This window comes from Winogradskyella tangerina, from assembly GCF_003260205.1.
Taxonomy (GTDB): Bacteria; Bacteroidota; Bacteroidia; order Flavobacteriales; family Flavobacteriaceae; genus Winogradskyella; species Winogradskyella tangerina.
This window is the reverse complement of record NZ_QERF01000003.1, coordinates 163000-182161: the sequence shown is the minus strand read 5'-3', so window position 1 is coordinate 182161 and position 19162 is coordinate 163000. Positions and strand designations below refer to the sequence as shown.

Annotated in this window: 19 protein-coding genes; 17 read left to right on the top strand and 2 right to left on the bottom strand. The window is 36.7% G+C overall.

Annotation, left to right across the window (positions count from 1 at the left end):
• Positions 1-138 precede the first annotated feature (138 nt).
• Together DDY94_RS06335 and DDY94_RS06330 are read left to right on the top strand one after the other, a co-directional pair.
• On the top strand, positions 139-996 hold the full coding sequence (locus tag DDY94_RS06335; RefSeq protein ID WP_111683214.1) for a class I SAM-dependent methyltransferase: 858 nt from the start codon (positions 139-141) through the stop codon (positions 994-996).
• 212 nt (positions 997-1208) lie between these two features.
• A complete protein-coding gene (locus tag DDY94_RS06330; protein ID WP_111683213.1) occupies positions 1209-1739 on the top strand; it encodes an OmpH family outer membrane protein in 531 nt (176 codons plus the stop codon).
• 31 nt (positions 1740-1770) lie between these two features.
• Here DDY94_RS06330 and DDY94_RS06325 read toward each other — a convergent pair whose 3' ends face one another.
• Positions 1771-2928, bottom strand: coding sequence for a DNA polymerase III subunit (locus DDY94_RS06325; protein ID WP_111683212.1), 1158 nt, complete (start codon positions 2926-2928; stop codon positions 1771-1773).
• 142 nt (positions 2929-3070) lie between these two features.
• Here DDY94_RS06325 and DDY94_RS06320 point away from each other — a divergent pair, with 142 nt between their 5' ends.
• The 3 genes from DDY94_RS06320 (at position 3071) to DDY94_RS06310 (ending at position 6875) form a co-directional block, all read left to right on the top strand.
• Positions 3071-4258, top strand: coding sequence for a phosphoglycerate kinase (locus DDY94_RS06320; RefSeq protein WP_111683371.1), 1188 nt, complete (start codon positions 3071-3073; stop codon positions 4256-4258).
• Positions 4259-4324: 66 nt separating this feature from the next.
• Positions 4325-5872 carry a LysM peptidoglycan-binding domain-containing protein gene (locus DDY94_RS06315; protein WP_111683211.1) on the top strand — a complete coding sequence of 516 codons (1548 nt, stop codon included), beginning with the start codon at positions 4325-4327 and terminating at the stop codon, positions 5870-5872.
• A 22-nt stretch (positions 5873-5894) separates the two neighbouring features.
• Positions 5895-6875: a DUF4837 family protein gene (locus tag DDY94_RS06310; RefSeq protein ID WP_111683210.1), complete on the top strand. Its 981-nt coding sequence runs from the start codon at positions 5895-5897 to the stop codon at positions 6873-6875.
• Between the two features lie 54 nt (positions 6876-6929).
• Here the strand turns inward: DDY94_RS06310 and DDY94_RS06305 are convergent, their stop codons facing one another.
• Entirely contained in the window at positions 6930-7112 is a 183-nt protein-coding gene (locus DDY94_RS06305; RefSeq protein ID WP_111683209.1) for a twin-arginine translocase TatA/TatE family subunit, read from the bottom strand.
• 113 nt (positions 7113-7225) lie between these two features.
• Between DDY94_RS06305 and DDY94_RS06300 the strand changes: the two genes are divergently transcribed.
• The 12 genes from DDY94_RS06300 (at position 7226) to DDY94_RS06245 (ending at position 19162) form a co-directional block, all read left to right on the top strand.
• Positions 7226-8095 carry a M23 family metallopeptidase gene (locus DDY94_RS06300; RefSeq protein ID WP_111683208.1) on the top strand — a complete coding sequence of 290 codons (870 nt, stop codon included), beginning with the start codon at positions 7226-7228 and terminating at the stop codon, positions 8093-8095.
• Positions 8095-9597 (top strand): GH3 auxin-responsive promoter family protein, encoded by a 1503-nt coding sequence (locus DDY94_RS06295; RefSeq protein ID WP_111683207.1) that lies wholly within the window; start codon positions 8095-8097, stop codon positions 9595-9597. Before DDY94_RS06300 ends, DDY94_RS06295 begins: the two co-directional genes overlap by 1 nt.
• 27 nt (positions 9598-9624) lie before the next feature.
• Positions 9625-11316, top strand: coding sequence for a DUF6909 family protein (locus tag DDY94_RS06290; RefSeq protein ID WP_111683206.1), 1692 nt, complete (start codon positions 9625-9627; stop codon positions 11314-11316).
• A gap of 4 nt (positions 11317-11320) precedes the next feature.
• Positions 11321-12376: a hypothetical protein gene (locus DDY94_RS06285; protein WP_111683205.1), complete on the top strand. Its 1056-nt coding sequence runs from the start codon at positions 11321-11323 to the stop codon at positions 12374-12376.
• Entirely contained in the window at positions 12369-13391 is a 1023-nt protein-coding gene (rfbB, locus tag DDY94_RS06280) for a dTDP-glucose 4,6-dehydratase (protein ID WP_111683204.1), read from the top strand. Before DDY94_RS06285 ends, rfbB begins: the two co-directional genes overlap by 8 nt.
• Positions 13388-14251 carry a glucose-1-phosphate thymidylyltransferase RfbA gene (gene rfbA, locus DDY94_RS06275; protein ID WP_111683203.1) on the top strand — a complete coding sequence of 288 codons (864 nt, stop codon included), beginning with the start codon at positions 13388-13390 and terminating at the stop codon, positions 14249-14251. Before rfbB ends, rfbA begins: the two co-directional genes overlap by 4 nt.
• Position 14252: 1 nt before the next feature.
• Positions 14253-14798, top strand: a complete 546-nt coding sequence (gene rfbC, locus DDY94_RS06270; protein ID WP_111683202.1) for a dTDP-4-dehydrorhamnose 3,5-epimerase — start codon at positions 14253-14255, stop codon at positions 14796-14798.
• Complete coding sequence (gene rfbD / locus DDY94_RS06265) at positions 14795-15664, top strand: dTDP-4-dehydrorhamnose reductase (RefSeq protein WP_111683201.1); 870 nt, start codon at positions 14795-14797, stop codon at positions 15662-15664. The genes rfbC and rfbD overlap by 4 nt, the downstream gene beginning before the upstream one ends.
• A 75-nt stretch (positions 15665-15739) precedes the next feature.
• On the top strand, positions 15740-16858 hold the full coding sequence (gene gmd, locus DDY94_RS06260; protein WP_111683200.1) for a GDP-mannose 4,6-dehydratase: 1119 nt from the start codon (positions 15740-15742) through the stop codon (positions 16856-16858).
• Between the two features lie 8 nt (positions 16859-16866).
• The gene (locus DDY94_RS06255; protein ID WP_111683199.1) at positions 16867-17913 is read left to right on the top strand and encodes a GDP-L-fucose synthase family protein; all 1047 of its coding nucleotides are present in this window, start codon (positions 16867-16869) and stop codon (positions 17911-17913) included.
• Positions 17891-18694 (top strand): 3'(2'),5'-bisphosphate nucleotidase CysQ, encoded by an 804-nt coding sequence (gene cysQ / locus DDY94_RS06250; protein ID WP_111683198.1) that lies wholly within the window; start codon positions 17891-17893, stop codon positions 18692-18694. Before DDY94_RS06255 ends, cysQ begins: the two co-directional genes overlap by 23 nt.
• A 12-nt stretch (positions 18695-18706) precedes the next feature.
• Positions 18707-19162, top strand: a complete 456-nt coding sequence (locus tag DDY94_RS06245; protein ID WP_111683197.1) for a DUF2061 domain-containing protein — start codon at positions 18707-18709, stop codon at positions 19160-19162.

The following is a 19162-nucleotide window of genomic DNA, read 5'->3' as shown; positions in this document are numbered from 1 at the left end:
AGTACAATTTCTTTATTACTCGTATTTGTATTGTATGTGTCAGGACTACTCTTCGTATTATATCTATTATGGATATTTTTAACCTTTGTAAATTCATAAGCAAACACCATTACTTTGCCTGATTAAGGCCCTAATTAAATGAATAACAAACCAACATATTTAACCGTAAAAGATCACTCAGTATCTGGCGAAACATTCCAACTTTTGTACAATGAGGCTTTAGATATGTTGGAGACATTTCCGCAACCCAAGGAAGAAGATCTTTCAAAATACTATAAGAGCGAAGACTATATTTCGCATACAGACAGCAAACGAAATCTCTTAGAAAAAGCATATCACTTAGTAAGAAAACGCTCCTTAAAGCAAAAACTAAAGCTTATCAATTCTTTCCGTTCTGAAGAGAAAAGTCTTTTAGATATTGGTTGTGGAACGGGTGATTTTTTGCAAACAGCTCAGAAAGATAATTGGAAGATCACAGGAATTGAACCTGATGAAAAGGCTCGTGAAATTGCAAACACAAAAACTAATAATGCCGCCTACAATATTGGGCATCTTAAAAATCTCGAAGAAAACAGTTTCGATGTTATTACACTTTGGCATGTTTTAGAACACCTTCCGAAATTAGAATTGCATATAAAAATTTTAAAGCATCTTTTAAAACCAAACGGAACCTTGGTCATCGCAGTTCCAAATTTTAAAAGTTATGATGCGGCGCATTACAAAGAATTTTGGGCGGCTTATGATACACCCAGACATCTTTGGCATTTTTCTAAAACTTCCATTTCTGAATTATTTAAAAAGGAAAATCTTATACTCAAAGAAATTTTACCAATGGTCTTTGATGCTTATTATGTGAGTTTACTTTCGGAAAAATATAAGTCCGGATTTATGAATCCATTCAAAGCTTTTTGGGTGGGATGGCGATCAAATCTTAAGGCCAAACGCTCAAAAGAGCACTCTTCCCATATTTATTTTCTAAATCATAAGAATTCTTAATTTAAATAACGTTCAAGGCACATCTCAATTAACAAGGGCTAATCACATGGGTGAATTTTGAAACGCGCTTAAATGGCTTTATTTCGAATAGCTTTCGATAAATTATTTATATTGTGAATTGTATTAACAATAGATTTTATAAATACAATAAATTTTAAGACTTCGGCACCCGAACTTTTATACATTTGCAAAAATTTAATTTTAAAGCACACATGAAAAAATTAATCGTAGCATTAATCCTTTTAGTCGGATTTACATCTTGCCAAGAACAACATAAAATAGCCTTTGTGGATAATTCAAAAGTTGTAAATGAATATGAGAAGAAGAAAAAGTTTGAAGCTAAGTTTCAAGCAAAGATCAATACATTTAATAAAAAGGTTGATAGTTTAGATCAAGCAATTAAAATTGAAGCACAACTTTTTCAAAATAGAGCAGCAACGATGAACAAAACGAAAGCTGAGCAGGAGTATAACGCTTTACTTTCTAAAAAACAGATGCAAGACTATCAGATCGGAAGTGAAGAAAAAGCACTGCAAGCTGAAGGACAAAAAAATATCGATACCCTTGTTAAAGAGGTGAAGGCATTCATAAAAGACTATGGTAAAACGAATGGCTACACTTTTATTCTTGGAGCTAATGAAGCCGGTAGCGTTTTATATGGTACTGAAGGCACTGATATTACAGAAGTTGTTTTAGAAGCGCTGAATAAAAAATATGAAGACGAAAAGACTGCTGAACAGTAGACTTTCAAAACATCATAAAAATCTAGCCAGATTATGCCTGGCTTTTTTTATGCAATAAACGCGTCAATTTAATAGACAGATCTGTAAGAATAATCTTAGAGTTTCCGTTGCGCTCAATATGATAAATGGCGTCTTGAAGCTCATCAGATATTTCCAAAATATTTGAATCGTGAACAAAGGGCGCAAATTTTTCAAGCTTGAAACCGTTAGACTTTGGCTCTAAATACACTAAATCGTCAGCCTTATAATTAAGCAACATGGCCTGCCTGAAGTAATTCAAACAGAAACTTAAAAACTTTTTCTGGGTTTCGCGTCCGGTTTTTGCAATCTCTTCAGACCAGGAAATAAGATCGTGGATCGCACTTTTATTGCCCTTCGCCCTAAACGCAGATCTCACCCAAAGCACAAACCATTTTTCAAACTGAATATCCTCACTGTCTTGATAAATGAGATCGCAAGCTTTGTTATAATTACCATTAGACTGATGGGCAATTTTTGCCGCAACTGCTTTTTCTACCTGGTAATTTTTCACCAAGGCTTCGGTAATGATTTCTTCTGCCAAGGGCGGAAAATGTAAAACCTGACACCGCGAGCGAATAGTGCTTATAATCTGCTCTTCGTCTTCAGCAATTAATAGGAATATGGTTTTTTCGGGTGGTTCTTCGATGAGTTTTAGCAGCTTGTTGGCAGCGGCAGTATTCATTTTTTCAGCCATCCAAATCACCATCACTTTATAACCGCCTTCATACGATTTTAAAGTGAGCGATTTAACAATCTCTAAAGCTTCATCAACACCAATTTGCCCTTGTTTGTTATCAACACCGAGAAGCTTGTACCAGTCGAATAAATTACCATAAGGTTGTTGGTCTAAAAGTTGGCGCCACTCTTCAAGATAGAAATTAGACACTGGCTTACTTTTCACTTTATCGCTCGTAGTTACCGGGAAGGCAAAATGAAGATCTGGATGCGAGAAATTTTTAAATTTAATATTACAAGCCTCATTACCACCAGTATTTTCGCCATTAGAATTACCACACAATATATATTGCGCATAAGCTAAGGCCATGGGTAATGTTCCAGAACCCTCAGGACCAACAAAAAGTTGAGCATGAGCTATACGCCCAGAATCCACACTTTTTGTAAGGTGATTTTTGATATGTTTTTGTCCTAAGATGTCTGAAAAAAGCATATCACAAAACTATGCAATATTTTAGCGCCACAAAACTTTATCCGTCATGAATAAATCTCAGGAAAAGATTTAATATTCACATAATGTTTCTATTTGCCAAATGCCCTTTATGGACTTATATTTGTCATTCAAATTTTACAAAATGAAGACACTCAACGATTTTAATTTTAAAGATAAAAAAGCATTAATTCGTGTGGACTTTAATGTGCCACTAAATGAAAATTTTGAAGTTACCGATGCCACTCGAATTATCTCAGCAAAGCCAACCATCATAAAGGTTTTAGAAGATGGCGGAAGCTGTGTATTGATGTCGCACTTAGGGCGTCCTAAAGGTGTTCAAGAGGAGTTTTCTTTAAAACATATTATTTCTAAGATCGAAGATATTTTGGGTGTTGAAGTAAAATTTGCTTCTGACTGTGTTGGCGCTGAAGCTGAAGAAAAGGCTAATGCACTTCAGGCGGGTCAAATTCTGTTGTTAGAGAATTTACGTTTTCACGAAGAAGAAAAACAAGGCGACCAAGGGTTTGCAGAACAGCTCTCAAAACTTGGAGACATTTATGTGAACGATGCCTTTGGAACGGCACACAGAGCACACGCATCAACGACAATAGTTGCTCAGTTTTTTCCTGAAGCCAAATGCTTTGGCCATTTGTTAGCAAAAGAAATTGAAAGCATAAAAAAGGTCCTAGAGGATGGTGAAAAACCAGTACTAGCCGTACTTGGAGGCGCAAAAGTGTCTTCTAAAATTACAGTTATAGAAAATATTTTAGATAAAGTAGATCACCTCATTATTGGTGGTGGTATGACCTTCACTTTTATAAAAGCCCAAGGTGGAAGTATAGGTGATTCGATCTGTGAAGATGACAAAATGGAATTGGCACTCGACATTCTTAAGCAAGCCGAGGCCAAAGGCGTAAAAATCCATTTACCCGTCGACGTAATTGCTGCTGATGCATTTAGCAACGACGCAAATAAGCAGGTTGTTGACGTAACGCACATACCAGACGGTTGGCAAGGTCTGGATGCAGGGCCAAAATCTTTAGAGCATTTTGATTCGGTTGTCAATAATTCTAAAACCATATTATGGAATGGACCACTAGGTGTTTTCGAAATGGAAAGCTTTGCTGAAGGCACAATAGCCTTAGGGCATTCTATTGCTCATGCAACAAAGAATGGTGCATTTTCACTAGTTGGTGGAGGAGATTCTGTTGCAGCAGTTAAGCAATTTGGTTTCGAAACAAAAGTGAGCTATGTGAGTACTGGTGGCGGTGCTATGCTCGAGAGTTTAGAAGGAAAGACTTTACCCGGAATTGCAGCTATTTTAGACTAAGCTTTTCAAATACATACGATTTCTTATTTTTGAAGCGTTAGGCATTTAAGATCTAATCAGGCATTTATGCACATAAAATTAACCATATCAATTTGCTGTTTAGCAGTTGCCGCTTTGAGCTTCTCGCAAACTAAGACCGATTCCGTTCGTGCAACGGATAGATCAAAAGACTCTCTTATTGATGGCAAGGTTATTAGTACTTCAAAAATAATTCCTGCGGAAATTGATTCACTAAATATTAAAAATCTTGAGGATCTTCCTGAAGCTGCCGAATTAGACAGAAAATGGTTAGAAGAACTTTATAGCAATTCGTTATACGACACTATCTATAAGTCTGTTACCGAAATGACTTACGAACCCGTTGATTATCCTGAACTTCCTACAGATACATTGAAAGCAAGATTAGCACGACTAAACGCCAAAACGCCATTTAATGTTGAATACAATCCTTCTCTTGAAAGTGTTATTAAACGCTATCTGAAACATAGGCGCAAATCATTAGAGCGCTTAATGGGATTAAGTCATTTTTATTTCCCAATGTTTGAACAAGAGTTCGACAATTACAACATTCCTCTTGAGATGAAATACTTATCTATTGTGGAATCTGCCCTAAAACCAAGAGCTCGGTCTCGCGTAGGCGCCACCGGACTTTGGCAGTTTATGTTTACCACAGGAAAAGAGTATAAATTAGATGTAAGTAGTTATGTAGACGACCGCAGCGACCCGATTAAATCCACTACTGCTGCTGCGCAATATCTTTCAAGATTGTATAAAATATTTGGTGACTGGGATTTGGCACTCGCTGCTTATAATTCAGGGCCGGGAAATGTAAATAAGGCGATCCGACGTTCTGGAGGCTATCAGAATTACTGGAACATTCGACCTCATTTACCGCGAGAAACTGCTGGTTACGTTCCTGCATTTCTCGCCACCATGTATATTTTTGAATATGCCGAAGAACACGGCTTTAAGCCAGAACGACCTCCTTTTCAGCACATTCAAACAGACACCGTTCATGTGAAACAGATGATTACCTTAGATCAGGTCTCAGAAACTACAGGTGTCAATATTGAAGAACTTCAGTTTTTAAACCCGTCTTATAAACTCGATATTATTCCGAAGGTGGAAGGCAAAACTTATGCTCTAAGATTACCGAGAGAAGCCGTTGGAATATTTACTTCTAATGAAGATAAAATTTATGCTTATGCTAAGGCTGAGTTTGATAAACGTGAAAAGCCACTGCCACAACTTTTTAATACAGATACCCGAATAAGATATCGAGTGAAAAGCGGCGACTATTTAGGTAAAATTGCGAGACGTTATGGTGTTAGAGTAAGTCAAATTAAACGCTGGAATGGCCTTCGAAGTAATAATCTCAGGATCGGCCAGCGCCTTACAATTTACCCCAGAAACCCCGAGATTCAGACTAAACCAAAATCCATTAAAAAAGTAGTAAATTCCGAAGGGAAACAAACCTACAAGGTAAAATCTGGAGACTCCCTTTGGAGCATTGCTCAAAAATTTTCTGGAGTTTCTGTTCAAAATCTTAAAGATTGGAACGATATTAGTGGTAATAAACTCAAAGTAGGAATGACACTCATTGTGTCTGAGTAATAAACCAACAAAAAATATTTGTATGAGAACGTTATACGTCTTATTGTTTTGTGTGCTAATGACAGCATGTGATAATAAAAAAGATGGAGATAAAACAACTTATCTTCCAGCTTCAAATGGTAATCTGAATAGCATTTCAGTAGTGGTTGATAGCGACCTTTGGGAAGGCACCGTAGGTGAGACTATCCGATCTATTTTTGCAGCACCACTAAATGGACTTCCTGTAGACGAACCAAAATTTAAGTTACGTCAAATTCCTCCGCAGGTATTTGATGGATTTGCAACCCGAAGCAGAGTGGTTCTTAAAATTGAAAAAGGAAATTTAGAACCAACAACCAAAATTGCCACTAATGCCTTTGCAAAACCACAAACAGTTGCGGTAGTAGGCGGTAAAACGATTAAAGAGATCATTACCCAACTCGAAGAAAATAAAGACAAGATCCTTGCCGCTTTTAATAAAGAGGAAGTTACCGAAAAGCAAAGACGGATTAATTTATCCTTGCTAAAGGATGAACAAATGGAAAACCAATTGGGCTTTACTGTAAATATTCCGTCGGCCTATGGATTCGGAAAAGCTGAAGATGACTTTTATTGGTTAAGGAAAGGATTAGACCAAACCAAAACCATAGACATTATGTTTTATGAAATTCCGATAGATAGTATTTCTAAAGGAGACAGCACAATTGTAGATATCATGCGATTAAGAAACCGAGTTACAAAAACGAAAGTACCGGGAGAAGATGACATCTATATGGTTATTGAAGACGCTTATGCACCAGCAATGTTCAAAACAATTATCGATAATAAACCAGCATATGAAGTAAGAGGGCTTTGGGAAACGGTAGGATTTACCCAAGGAGGTCCGTTTATTATGTACGCCATAGAAGACCAGGTTAATAAACGCTATCTCGTAGCAGATGGTTATGTTTATGCACCGTCGCTAAGGAAACGAGATTATGTTTTTGAGCTCGAATCGATTATAAAATCAATTGAAATCAAATAATAAAAAAAGCCAACTATAAAATTTAGTTGGCTTTTTTTATAATGTTCAAAAAGGTTATTCTTTGTCCTTATTTTCTGCTGGGTCTTCTTTACTGGCATCTTTAAATTCTTTAATACCACTACCCAAACCGCGCATTAATTCAGGGATTTTTTTACCACCAAACAGCAGTAAAATGGCAACTACAATCAAAACGATTTGCCATGGACCCAATGCTAAAAATATACTACTCGAAATCATACGTTCAAATTTAGAGTACAAAGTTAGTAATTAAACTTGAATTACAGCGTTGTTAACCTAACTTTAGTAGGTATTGATACGGGTATTTCACTATTTTAACTAATTTTGTTTCGATGGCGAAAAAGAACAAAAAAGAAAAGAAATTCACAAAAAAGTTACTTCACAAGTATCGTCTGGTTATACTAAATGAAGATACTTTCGAGGAGCGTTTTGCCATAAAACTAACGAGGCTAAACGTATTTGTGATGACTTCACTGTCTGCAATATTTTTAGTGTTTCTGACAGCTCTAATCATTGCATATACACCATTACGCGAATATATCCCTGGATATTCTTCAACCAGTTTAAAGAAAAAAGCAACCTTCCTTAACTATAAAACCGATTCTTTGGTTCAGGAATTAGAATTAAATAAACGGTATTATGCTTCAATCCGTAAAGTACTTACTGGCGATGTGGCTTCTGAAGATTTTAATAGAGATTCAGTTATTGAAGCTGCAAAAAGCGATTTAGATATTTTACAGGTTTCAACGAATAAAGAAGACTCGCTCTTAAGGGAAAAAGTCGAAAAAGAGGATAAGTACAATCTGTTTGAAGGCTCTGCAGATCAAAACAACTTCGTGCTTTTTCCACCTGTTAACGGATCTATTTCTGAAGGCTATAATATTGAAGACAAGCACTACGCCGTAGATGTAGTTGTGGCAGCAAACACTCCCGTGAAGGCCACAGCAGACGGCACCATTATTTTTGCCGAGTGGACGGTTGAAACAGGTTACGTTATCATAATTGAACACAACCAAGAACTGATCTCCGTTTATAAGCACAACTCATCCATAACCAAATCCCAAGGCGACTTGGTGAAAGCCGGTGAGGTAATCGCCATGTCTGGGAATACTGGCGAACTTAGCACAGGGCCACACCTTCATTTCGAATTATGGAGCAACGGATATCCTGTAAACCCTACTAATTTTATCGATTTTCAGTAATGCCATCGATCAAAGCCGCACTCTCAAAACCATTTGCTAAATATATTGCGAAGCGCATTAATAAATGGGCAACACAACCTGTAAAGACGCAAGAACGTGTATTTCAGAATTTGATTTCAGAAGCCAGTTCTACCGTCTTCGGAAAAGATCATAAGTTCCATGAGATCAAGACCTATGAAGACTTTAGATCTAGAGTGCCAATTCGAGATTATGAGGCGTTAAGACCTTATGTTGAGCGCGTTGTTGCTGGCGAAGAAAACATTCTTTGGAAGGGCAAACCGATCTATTTCGCAAAGACATCAGGCACCACTTCGGGTTCAAAATATATTCCGATTACCAAAGAAAGCATGCCAACTCATGTGCAGGCAGCTAGAAATGCCATTTTGCTCTACATTCATGAGACAGGAAATTCAAAATTTGTTGATGGAAAAATGATCTTTCTTCAGGGAAGTCCCATTTTAGAAGAAAAGAATGGGATTAAACTTGGGCGGCTTTCAGGCATTGTAGCCCACTACGTACCGAAATATCTTCAGAAAAACAGAATGCCAAGCTTAGAGACCAATTGCATTGATGATTGGGAAACAAAAGTAGACGCTATTGTTGAAGAAACGGTAGATGAGAACATGACCATCATTTCCGGAATTCCGTCGTGGGTGCAAATGTATTTTGAAAAACTGATCGAAAAGAAACAACAGAAGGTTGGTGAAATCTTCAAGAATTTCAACCTGTTTATATTCGGAGGCGTTAACTACGAACCTTATCGGGCAAAATTTGAAAATTTAATAGGTAGATCCGTCGACAGCATAGAACTTTACCCTGCGAGTGAAGGGTTTTTTGCTTTTCAAGATAAACAAAACGAACGCGGCATGTTGCTTCAGCTCGATTCAGGGATATTTTATGAGTTTATTGAGGCCGAGCATTTTTTCGAAGAAAACCCCGAACGCATTACTATAAAAGACGTTAAACTTGGTGTTAATTATGTAATGATCATTTCTACCACCGCAGGTCTTTGGGCATATAATATTGGCGACACTGTGGAATTTACATCACTGCGTCCGTATCGCGTTATCGTTAGTGGTCGCATAAAACATTTTATTTCTGCTTTTGGCGAGCACGTTATTGGAAAGGAAGTCGAGCAAGCCTTAAAAGAAGCCTCTCAGAATACCACAATTGCAGTCAATGAGTTTACAGTGGCACCACAAATAAACCCTTCGGAAGGCCTACCGTATCACGAGTGGTTTATTGAGTTTGAAAATGAGCCTGAAAATGAATCTAAATTCATTGAAGACTTAGAGCAGTCACTTCAAAAACAAAACAGCTATTATTTTGATTTAATTGAGGGTAAAGTCTTAAGACCATTGATTGTTACACACGTGAAGAAAGACGGATTTCAAACCTATATGAAGTCAATCGGGAAGCTCGGTGGGCAGAATAAAATCCCTAGATTGGCGAATGACCGAAAAATTGCCGATAAGATGTACGAGCTTCAATTAACGAAATAAGGCTATATTTGCAGGTTAAAACAACGTATGAGCACAACCAATAAGAAACACGAAAGAACAAGAGCTCAAGAAAGCTCTAGCGCAATTGAACGTATGTATATTACCATGCGACACCTGTTTAATCGTGGATTTTATAAACCAATGGGTGTTTCAGGAGAAACGCTTCGCGAAGCCTTATTACTTCTACGACCAGAAATCTATGGTTCTATTGCAGAAGAGAAAGCCGAATTAGAAGGCCTGCTTTATGTGATTGATCGTTTACCTCAAGGAATCGAAGAATGTACATTCATTAATTTAACAAGTGATGAAGGTTACGCTAATTCTCATTTTAAGCCAATAATTCCTCCAAAACGAAGACGAAACTGCTACCGTATTGATGACGAGCAAATGAATATTGAAATCACTAGAGGTCGCTCTGAGATCTACGATATTCTAACGCATCTTACATTTTTGTTTGTGGAATCTCATAAAATTAGTAAGCGTGTTCTCATTAATGAAGAAGGATCCACAATTAGAGATTGGCAGAAACTTGAAAGCGCGGTTAAATCCTCAAAGAAATTAACACAAAAAGAACGCGAGATCGCCATTACACATACGGCAAATATTTTAGGCAGAACCTTTAACGAACTAACGGGAGCCTATCCAAAATTTGCAACACCAGATCAACCAGAGCGTTTATTACATATTGTTTATTGGTTAGGAAAATTAGCCATTGAAGAAGTCATAAACAACACAAAAAGAACCATCACCTTTAGCCCTGTGTTACGAGAGCGCATTGGACATCACATTCATGGTGAGATTTGGGCTGATAACATTAAGGCAGTAATGCACAAACACGGCTTACTAGAACGCCCAATTCATATCATCAGTGCTAACATGCATAGTGTAATGAATTCTCTTTTTGCAAAAGGAACTCTAAAAGGGGCCGATGCTAAAAAGGACATTTTTGAGGTTTTTGAAACGCTGAGCAATCCAAACAATAGCGCCATTCGCAATAAAGTTGAAAAGTCAGCGTTGCAAAATGGAATGATCTATATAAAAGATACTTCAGGAACCAACATTGACGTTCAGATTTTTGATACTGATAAAATAGATTTTTCTAAAACAGACTTTGAATACTCCCAATCTACGAAAGACGAAAAGGCCGTTATTTTTGTTATGGACTATGCCTTTGGTGAGCAAGCTTATGAGACTTTAGATGAGTTTTTGAAACCTATTAAAGCAGGAGGTAAAAAAGTTCACTTAGATGTGAAATCTATTTCAATTATGGGTAAAGCTGGTATTCTCGAAGGAGGCAAAGGCGACGTTATGATTCCTTCAGCGCATATTTTTGAAGGCACCGCGGATAATTATCCGTTTAAAAATGAACTAAGTAAAAACGATTTAGTAGATTGCGGCGTAGATGTTTATGAGGGAACAATGATTACTGTATTAGGGACCTCATTACAAAACAAAGAAATATTAAAGTTCTTTAAAAATTCTACATGGAATGTAATAGGCCTAGAAATGGAGGGTGCACATTATCAGAAAGCCATTCAGGCTTCATCAAAGGTAAGAGGAAGTATTAATGAAGATGTAAAAGTAAGATATGCCTATTACGCTAGTGATAATCCGCTAGAAACCGGAAGCACATTGGCTTCTGGGGGTCTTGGCACCTCGGGTGTTAGACCAACTTATGTGATTACAAAAAAGATATTAGAACAAATATTTAATTCTTAGAACAATGGGTGATAACCTACCAGAAAAAGACAAAACTGAAGAAGTAGACTTAGGACAATTATTTAATGCTATTGGCAGACTTTTTGAAAAACTGTTCTTATTTATTGGCAAAATTGGAAAAGGCCTATTTGTTACCTTAATACTTGCTTTAAAACCGTTAGTAAATAATTTTAAGCTTGTAGCTATAATTTTAATGGTTGCAGCATTGGTTGGTTTTGGTATTGAAAAGTTAAAAGGCCCTATCTATGTTTCAGATATGTTAGTGAGGCCATATTATGACTCTAAATACCAATTAGCTAACAATGTTGATTATTTTAACGCGCTCATAAGCTCTGAGAACTACAGCGAATTGTCTAACATTTTTGAAATTGACAGCACAACTACGGCTAAACAATTACTAGGTTTCGAAATTGAGATCGGCCCAGAAACCCAAAATGACCTAGTAAAAGAATACGATGAATATATAAAATCCCTAGATAGTACCATTGCGGTAGATCTTACCTATGAGGATTTTATTGAAAATAGAGACATTTTAGCCGGAAATATTTTTTCCGTTAAAGCCAAAGCAACAAACAATGAAATCTTTCCTAGCTTAGAGCAAGGCTTTATAAAAACATTCAAGAATGAGTACTCTATAAAGTTAAAAGCGCGTACAGATTCTATTCGCAATGTTCAAAGGCTTACCTATCTCCAAGAGTTAAAACGAGTAGAGGATTTACAGAAAACATATTTGGAAATCAAGCAAAATGAGTCGACAAAAGATGAGGCGAAGCTTGGCGTGGGCGGCATAATGCCACTGATACAAGAAAAGACCGAAACCAAAGAATACGAATTATTTCAGGAAGAATTGAAGATCAGAAACGCACTTAGAGCTCTTGAGATGAGCGAACTAGAGGAAAGGGAATATTATGACATATTATCGAGCTTTGAAGAAGTCGGTACTTTAGAAAAGGACTTTTTTCAAAGATTTTCTGTGGTTTTTCCAGCTCTTGCACTGATTATAATGGCGGCGGTATACCTCCTATTTAATACATTTAAATATATAAAGAACTATGAATAACCACGAATCCATACTTATAACAGGTGGCGCTGGATTTATTGGTTCAAATTTTATTTCATACTTTTTAAAAACATACCAAAACATCGAAGTTGTTAATTTAGATAAGCTTACCTACGCAGGTGAGCTTTCTAATTTAAAAGAACACGAAAAAAATAAAAATTACACGTTTGTAAAAGGGGATATTTGCGATGTAACCCTTGTAGATGAATTATTCAGAATGCACAATTTCTCAGGGGTTGTTCATTTCGCTGCTGAGTCTCATGTAGACAATTCTATTGCCAATCCAGACGCATTTATAAATACAAATGTTTATGGAACTTTTAATTTGCTTAATACCGCGAAGAACCATTGGATGGATGCTCCGTTTTCTTTTAAATCTGGCTGCGAGAATAACAGATTTCACCATATTTCAACAGACGAGGTTTACGGAACTTTAGGTAAAACAGGATTATTTACTGAAAAGACGCCCTATGCACCAAACAGCCCATACAGTGCCTCAAAGGCATCATCAGATTTTATCGTTAGGAGCTATTTCCACACCTACGGAATGAATGTCGTAACAACTAACTGTAGCAATAATTACGGGCCTAAACAACACGATGAAAAACTAATTCCAACAATTATCAGAAAGGCTTTAACTAATGAAGCTATTCCGATCTATGGCGATGGTAAAAATATTAGAGATTGGCTTTACGTTGATGATCATTGTAGAGGTATTGATCTAGTTTATCAAAAAGGACGATCAGGAGAAACGTATAATATTGGAGGAAAAAACGAAAGAGATAATTTGTATATCGCTCACAAAATCTGTGGTATCTTAGATGAATTAAAACCAAAAAGTTCAAAATATGCCGAACAAATTACATTTGTAACGGATAGACCTGGTCATGATTTCAGATATGCTATAGATGCTTCAAAAATTGAAACTGAACTGAACTGGGAGGCGGAAGAGAATTTTGAATCAGGAATTGTAAAAACAATAAACTGGTATTTAAACAAGTACGAAAATCAATGAAGGGAATTGTTCTAGCAGGAGGTTCGGGCACACGATTACACCCAATAACATTGGCTATCAGTAAGCAATTAATGCCAATATACGATAAGCCGATGATCTATTATCCCATTTCTACATTGATGTGGTCAGGGATAAAGGATATCCTTATTATTTCTACGCCACAGGATATCCCTCTTTTCGAAAAGCTATTGGGAGATGGTAAAAAATACGGTTGTAATTTTCAATATGCGGTTCAAGAAGCACCCAATGGATTGGCCGAGGCCTTCATCATTGGAGAAGAATTTATCGGAGACGATAAGGTAGCGCTCATTTTAGGAGATAATATATTCTACGGAACAGGCTTATCAGATCTTCTTCAGCAAAACAACGACCCTGACGGTGGCATTATATATGCTTACCATGTTCATGACCCAGAACGTTATGGTGTCGTTGAATTTGATAAATCTGGCAAAGTTGTTTCTATCGAAGAAAAGCCAAAGGACCCAAAATCTAATTATGCAGTACCGGGAATATACTTTTACGATAATTCGGTTGTTGAAATTGCTAAAAATATTAAGCCTAGCAAGAGAGGCGAATTAGAAATCACAGACGTTAATAAAACTTATCTCGAGCGCGGTAAACTAAAAGTGAGTGTTTTAGATAAAGGTACGGCTTGGCTAGACACGGGCACCTTTAACTCTTTAATGCAGGCTTCGCAATTTGTTCAGGTTATTGAAGAACGGCAAGGCTTAAAAATTGGCGCTATTGAAGAGGCTGCCTACAGAATGGGATTTATAGACGAAGACCAACTTAGAGAGGTTGCCAAATCGCTTACAAAAAGTGGCTATAGCAAGCATCTTCTGAGTTTACTTTCTGAATGATATGACAGTACAAGAGACTAAATTAAAAGGGAGCTACATTTTACAACCTCAGATTTTTGAAGATAAACGAGGGTATTTCATAGAGAGTTTTAATAAAAAAACCTTTGAAGATAAAACAGGTCTTAAGGTAGAATTCGTACAGGATAATGAGTCGCTGTCCTCGAAAGGAGTGCTCCGAGGGCTTCATTATCAAAGAGGCGAGTATGCTCAGGCAAAATTGGTTCGGGTTATAAAAGGGAAAGTCTTGGACGTGGTTGTTGATCTTCGTCCTGATTCCTCTACTTATGGCGAACATTTTTCTATAGTTTTATCCGAAGAAAATAAAACTCAGTTTTATGTGCCAAGAGGCTTTGCTCATGGGTTTTTAGTACTAGAAGACCATACCATTTTTAACTACAAATGCGATAATTATTATAATAAGCAAGCTGAAGGCGGAATTATTTATAATGACGCAGAATTAAATATCGATTGGAATTTTCCAATGGGTGATCTAATTATTTCTGAAAAGGATTTATTGCTTCCAAGTCTAAAAAATGCGCAATTATGAAATCTGTTGCAGTTTTAGGAGCTTCGGGTCAATTGGGTCAAACACTAAATTATTTAGTAAAGGATGCCGATGGATCATTTCAGTTCTTCTCAAGTGACGAGGTAGACATAACAGATAAAAGCAGTATTGAAAATACTTTTCAAAAAAATCAGTTCGATTTTTGTATTAATTGTGCTGCCTACACAAATGTTGAAGCTGCAGAAAGCGATATTCAAAACGCATTTTTGGTTAACGCCACTGGCGTTAAAAACGTTGCTGAAGTTTGTAAGGATCTTAAAATAAAACTAATTCACATATCTACAGATTATGTTTTTGATGGCACTAAAAATGAACCTTACCTCGCCAATGACACTACCAACCCAATTAGTCAATACGGCAGATCAAAATTAAAGGGTGAAAAGCACATCAAGGAGATTTTGGCAGACTATTATATCATAAGAACGTCATGGCTTTATTCAGTTTATGGCAAAAACTTCATGAAAACTATCATCAATTGGATTTTAGAAGATAAGGTGGTGAATATAACTACTGAAGAAACCGGAACACCAACAAGTTGTCTAGAGCTAGGAAGGTTTATATTATATCTCGCAACTTCAAAGAATATTCCGTGTGGAATCTACAATTTTTCTGCCCGAGGTAGTACAACATGGTTTGGTTTTGCACGCGAAATTGCAATGCGCTACGATTCGCGTAAAATAAACAATATAAATTCTGTAGAATCCTTTAAAACAAAAGCAAAAAGACCAAAATATAGCGTTTTGGATATCAGTAATACAGAAGCTATATACAACAAAAGCTTAAAGACTTGGCAAGCGGCTTTATCAGAAACGATTAACCTATTTAAGTCGCAAGAATCAATAACTTAATTTTTCTTAGCTAGTAGTTAAAAAAAGTTATTTTTGCTGATGAACAAAAGATAGTACAAAATTTAAAAAAATAAGATGAAGAAAAAAGTTGCATTAATCACTGGAGTTACTGGACAAGATGGGGCCTATTTAAGTGAATTTTTGTTAAAGAAAGGCTATTCAGTTCACGGTGTAAAGCGTCGGTCTTCATTATTCAATACAGATCGAATAGATCACTTGTATCAAGATCCACATGAAGAAAACCAGAATTTTTTCTTGCATTATGGAGACCTTACCGATAGTACCAATCTTATCCGAATTATACAAGAGGTAAGACCAGACGAGATTTACAACTTAGCAGCCATGAGTCATGTGCATGTCTCTTTTGAAACACCAGAGTATACAGCCAATGCTGACGGCATAGGAACATTGAGAATTCTCGAAGCAGTGAGAATGCTTGGTTTAGAAAAGTCAACAAGAATATATCAGGCATCTACGTCTGAATTGTACGGAAAAGTTCAGGAAGTTCCTCAAACGGAAACAACGCCATTTTATCCGAGAAGTCCTTATGCGGTTGCAAAAATATATGCCTATTGGATTACTGTAAATTACCGTGAAGCATACGGAATGTTTGCGTGCAACGGAATTTTGTTTAATCATGAATCGCCAATCAGAGGAGAAACTTTTGTAACGCGAAAAATTACCAGAGCTACCTCCAGAATTGCATTAGGAATGCAAGATAAAATGTACTTAGGGAATCTTAACGCTCAAAGAGACTGGGGACACGCAAAGGATTATATTCGAATGATGTGGATGATCCTTCAAGCTGATCAACCTGAAGATTGGGTTATTGCTACAGGAATTACCACCACAGTTAGAGATTTTATCAGAATGTGCTTTGCACACATAGGCGTTGAATTAGAATTCAAGGGTGAAGGAACCGAAGAAAAAGGCTTTGTGAAGTCTTGTAGCAATCCAGAATATCAATTGGAAATTGGCAAGGAAGTCATTGCAGTAGATGCTAAATATTTTAGGCCTACAGAAGTTGATCTTCTTGTCGGCGACGCATCAAAAGCCAAGAATAAATTAGGATGGGTGCCAAAGTACGATTTACCTGCCCTAGTTGAAGATATGATGAGTAGTGACATAAAACTTATGAAGAAGCAACAGTACCTTAAAGAAGGTGGTTTCAGAATCAAGAATTATTTTGAGTAGAATTATATATGAAAAAGGATTCTAAAATTTATGTTGCGGGCCATAGAGGCCTTGTTGGGAGCGCTATTCTCGAAAATCTTCATCAAAAAGGTTATACAAATACTATAACAAGAACCTTTGCCGAACTTGATCTTGCTGACCAAAAGGCAACTGAAAAATTCTTTAAAGAAGAGCAACCAGAATATGTATTTTTAGCAGCTGCGAAAGTAGGTGGTATTATTGCAAACAATAGTTACAGAGCAGATTTTATCTACCATAACCTAATGATTCAAAACAATGTAATCCACCAGAGCTATGCTAACGGTGTAAAGAAGTTGTTGTTTCTTGGTAGCACTTGTATTTATCCTAAGAATTGCCCTCAACCCATGAAAGAGGACTATTTACTCACAAATTCCTTAGAGTACACAAATGAACCCTACGCAATAGCAAAGATTGCCGGAATCAAAATGTGTGAGAGTTACAATTTGCAGTATGGCACCAATTTTATTTCGGTTATGCCAACAAATTTATATGGGCCAAACGATAACTTTGATCTGGAAAAATCACATGTATTGCCAGCATTAATCAGAAAGATACATCTTGCTAAAATGCTACACGAAGGTAATTCTGAAGCTGTAATGAAAGATACGGGGCATTCAACAATTGAAAAAGCCAAAGCATATCTTTCAGGTTTTGGTGTAAGCGAAAATAGTGTTGAAATTTGGGGATCTGGAAATCCTAGGCGCGAATTTTTGTGGTCGAAAGATATGGCCGATGCTTGTGTTTTCATAATGGAAAATCGAAATTTCAAAGACACTTTTGAAGCACATCAAAAAGAAATTCGTAATACACATATCAATATTGGCACAGGAGAAGACATTTCTATTGCTGAATTAGCTCAAATTATTGCGCAGATCATCGGATTTAGTGGCCAATTTGTTTATAACACCGATAAACCTGACGGTACACCTAGAAAATTAACTGACGTTTCAAAATTACACGACCTTGGGTGGCAACACAGTATGAGTTTAGAAAACGGTATAAAAGAAATGTATGACTGGTATAGATCAAAATAGAGAACTACGCACAGCTATAGAAGCCTCATTAAAAGCAGGCGAAGCCATTATGGAGGTTTATAATTCCGAATTTGATGTAGAAATCAAAGACGATAAATCCCCTTTAACAATTGCTGATAAAAATGCGAATGACATCATTAATACCTTTTTGATTCCTACAAACATTCCGATTATTAGCGAAGAGAATAAGCAGATCGATTACATAAGCCGCAAGGAATGGAGTACCTGTTGGATTGTAGACCCTGTTGATGGTACAAAAGAGTTTATAAAAAGAAATGGTGAGTTTACCGTAAATATAGCTTTAGTCAATGAAGGAAAGCCAAGATTAGGTGTTATATATGTTCCGGCAATTAAAGTATTATATATTGGAGACGTGCCAAATGGTAAAGCTTACAAGGCACAGCTTTCAGACCACAATACAACCTTTGAAAACATATTGAATTTACTGCAGCCACTTCAACCAAAGCAAAGAACCAATGCTTTAGAAGTTGTGGGAAGCAGATCGCACATGAACGACGAAACCCTCTCATTTGTACACCAACTTGAAAAGAAAGGTAATCAGGTTTCAATAGTGTCTAAAGGGAGCTCACTAAAATTTTGTCTGGTCGCAGAAGGGAATGCTGATATTTACCCAAGATTTGCGCCAACAATGGAGTGGGATACTGCTGCGGGTCAAGCCATTTGCAATGCAGTAGGAGTTGAGGTGATCTCAAAAGAAACCGAAAAACCACTCACTTATAACAAAGAGAACCTACTGAATCCCTGGTTCGTAGTTTCTTAGAATTTAAACCCCATGCCTACTTATAAAAAAGAATCACATATTAGGAGTATCCTTAAGGGAGTATCTTGGCGCATTGTTGCTACTACAGACACAATTGTCGTTGTACTACTAGTTACCTGTCTCAACGGTCAATGTAGCCTCGAAAATGCCATTAAAATTGGCGCTCTAGAATTCTTCATAAAATTCTTTGTTTATTATCTGCACGAACGTGTATGGCAGAATATTTTACAAAACAAGGAAGTAAATAAAAAACAGACACTTCATAAAACTATATCTTGGAGAATAATCGCAACGACCATGACTTTTCTAATTTCAGGTACGATCCTCGAAACTTTTGACGAGATAGCGATGTTTATTGCTCTAACAGAATTATTTACGAAATTTGTGCTGTATTATTTACACGAGAGATTATGGCTAAAACTTCCACTTGGAAAAGTAAGGCAATTTTTCATTGGTAAAAAAAACTAA

Coding starts and splice junctions, on each gene's coding strand:
- DDY94_RS06335 (WP_111683214.1), top strand. CDS start 139: ATGAATAACAAACCAACATATTTAACCGTAAAAGATCACTCAGTATCT.
- DDY94_RS06330 (WP_111683213.1), top strand. CDS start 1,209: ATGAAAAAATTAATCGTAGCATTAATCCTTTTAGTCGGATTTACATCT.
- DDY94_RS06325 (WP_111683212.1), bottom strand. CDS start 2,928: ATGCTTTTTTCAGACATCTTAGGACAAAAACATATCAAAAATCACCTT.
- DDY94_RS06320 (WP_111683371.1), top strand. CDS start 3,071: ATGAAGACACTCAACGATTTTAATTTTAAAGATAAAAAAGCATTAATT.
- DDY94_RS06315 (WP_111683211.1), top strand. CDS start 4,325: ATGCACATAAAATTAACCATATCAATTTGCTGTTTAGCAGTTGCCGCT.
- DDY94_RS06310 (WP_111683210.1), top strand. CDS start 5,895: ATGAGAACGTTATACGTCTTATTGTTTTGTGTGCTAATGACAGCATGT.
- DDY94_RS06305 (WP_111683209.1), bottom strand. CDS start 7,112: ATGATTTCGAGTAGTATATTTTTAGCATTGGGTCCATGGCAAATCGTT.
- DDY94_RS06300 (WP_111683208.1), top strand. CDS start 7,226: ATGGCGAAAAAGAACAAAAAAGAAAAGAAATTCACAAAAAAGTTACTT.
- DDY94_RS06295 (WP_111683207.1), top strand. CDS start 8,095: ATGCCATCGATCAAAGCCGCACTCTCAAAACCATTTGCTAAATATATT.
- DDY94_RS06290 (WP_111683206.1), top strand. CDS start 9,625: ATGAGCACAACCAATAAGAAACACGAAAGAACAAGAGCTCAAGAAAGC.
- DDY94_RS06285 (WP_111683205.1), top strand. CDS start 11,321: ATGGGTGATAACCTACCAGAAAAAGACAAAACTGAAGAAGTAGACTTA.
- rfbB (WP_111683204.1), top strand. CDS start 12,369: ATGAATAACCACGAATCCATACTTATAACAGGTGGCGCTGGATTTATT.
- rfbA (WP_111683203.1), top strand. CDS start 13,388: ATGAAGGGAATTGTTCTAGCAGGAGGTTCGGGCACACGATTACACCCA.
- rfbC (WP_111683202.1), top strand. CDS start 14,253: ATGACAGTACAAGAGACTAAATTAAAAGGGAGCTACATTTTACAACCT.
- rfbD (WP_111683201.1), top strand. CDS start 14,795: ATGAAATCTGTTGCAGTTTTAGGAGCTTCGGGTCAATTGGGTCAAACA.
- gmd (WP_111683200.1), top strand. CDS start 15,740: ATGAAGAAAAAAGTTGCATTAATCACTGGAGTTACTGGACAAGATGGG.
- DDY94_RS06255 (WP_111683199.1), top strand. CDS start 16,867: ATGAAAAAGGATTCTAAAATTTATGTTGCGGGCCATAGAGGCCTTGTT.
- cysQ (WP_111683198.1), top strand. CDS start 17,891: ATGACTGGTATAGATCAAAATAGAGAACTACGCACAGCTATAGAAGCC.
- DDY94_RS06245 (WP_111683197.1), top strand. CDS start 18,707: ATGCCTACTTATAAAAAAGAATCACATATTAGGAGTATCCTTAAGGGA.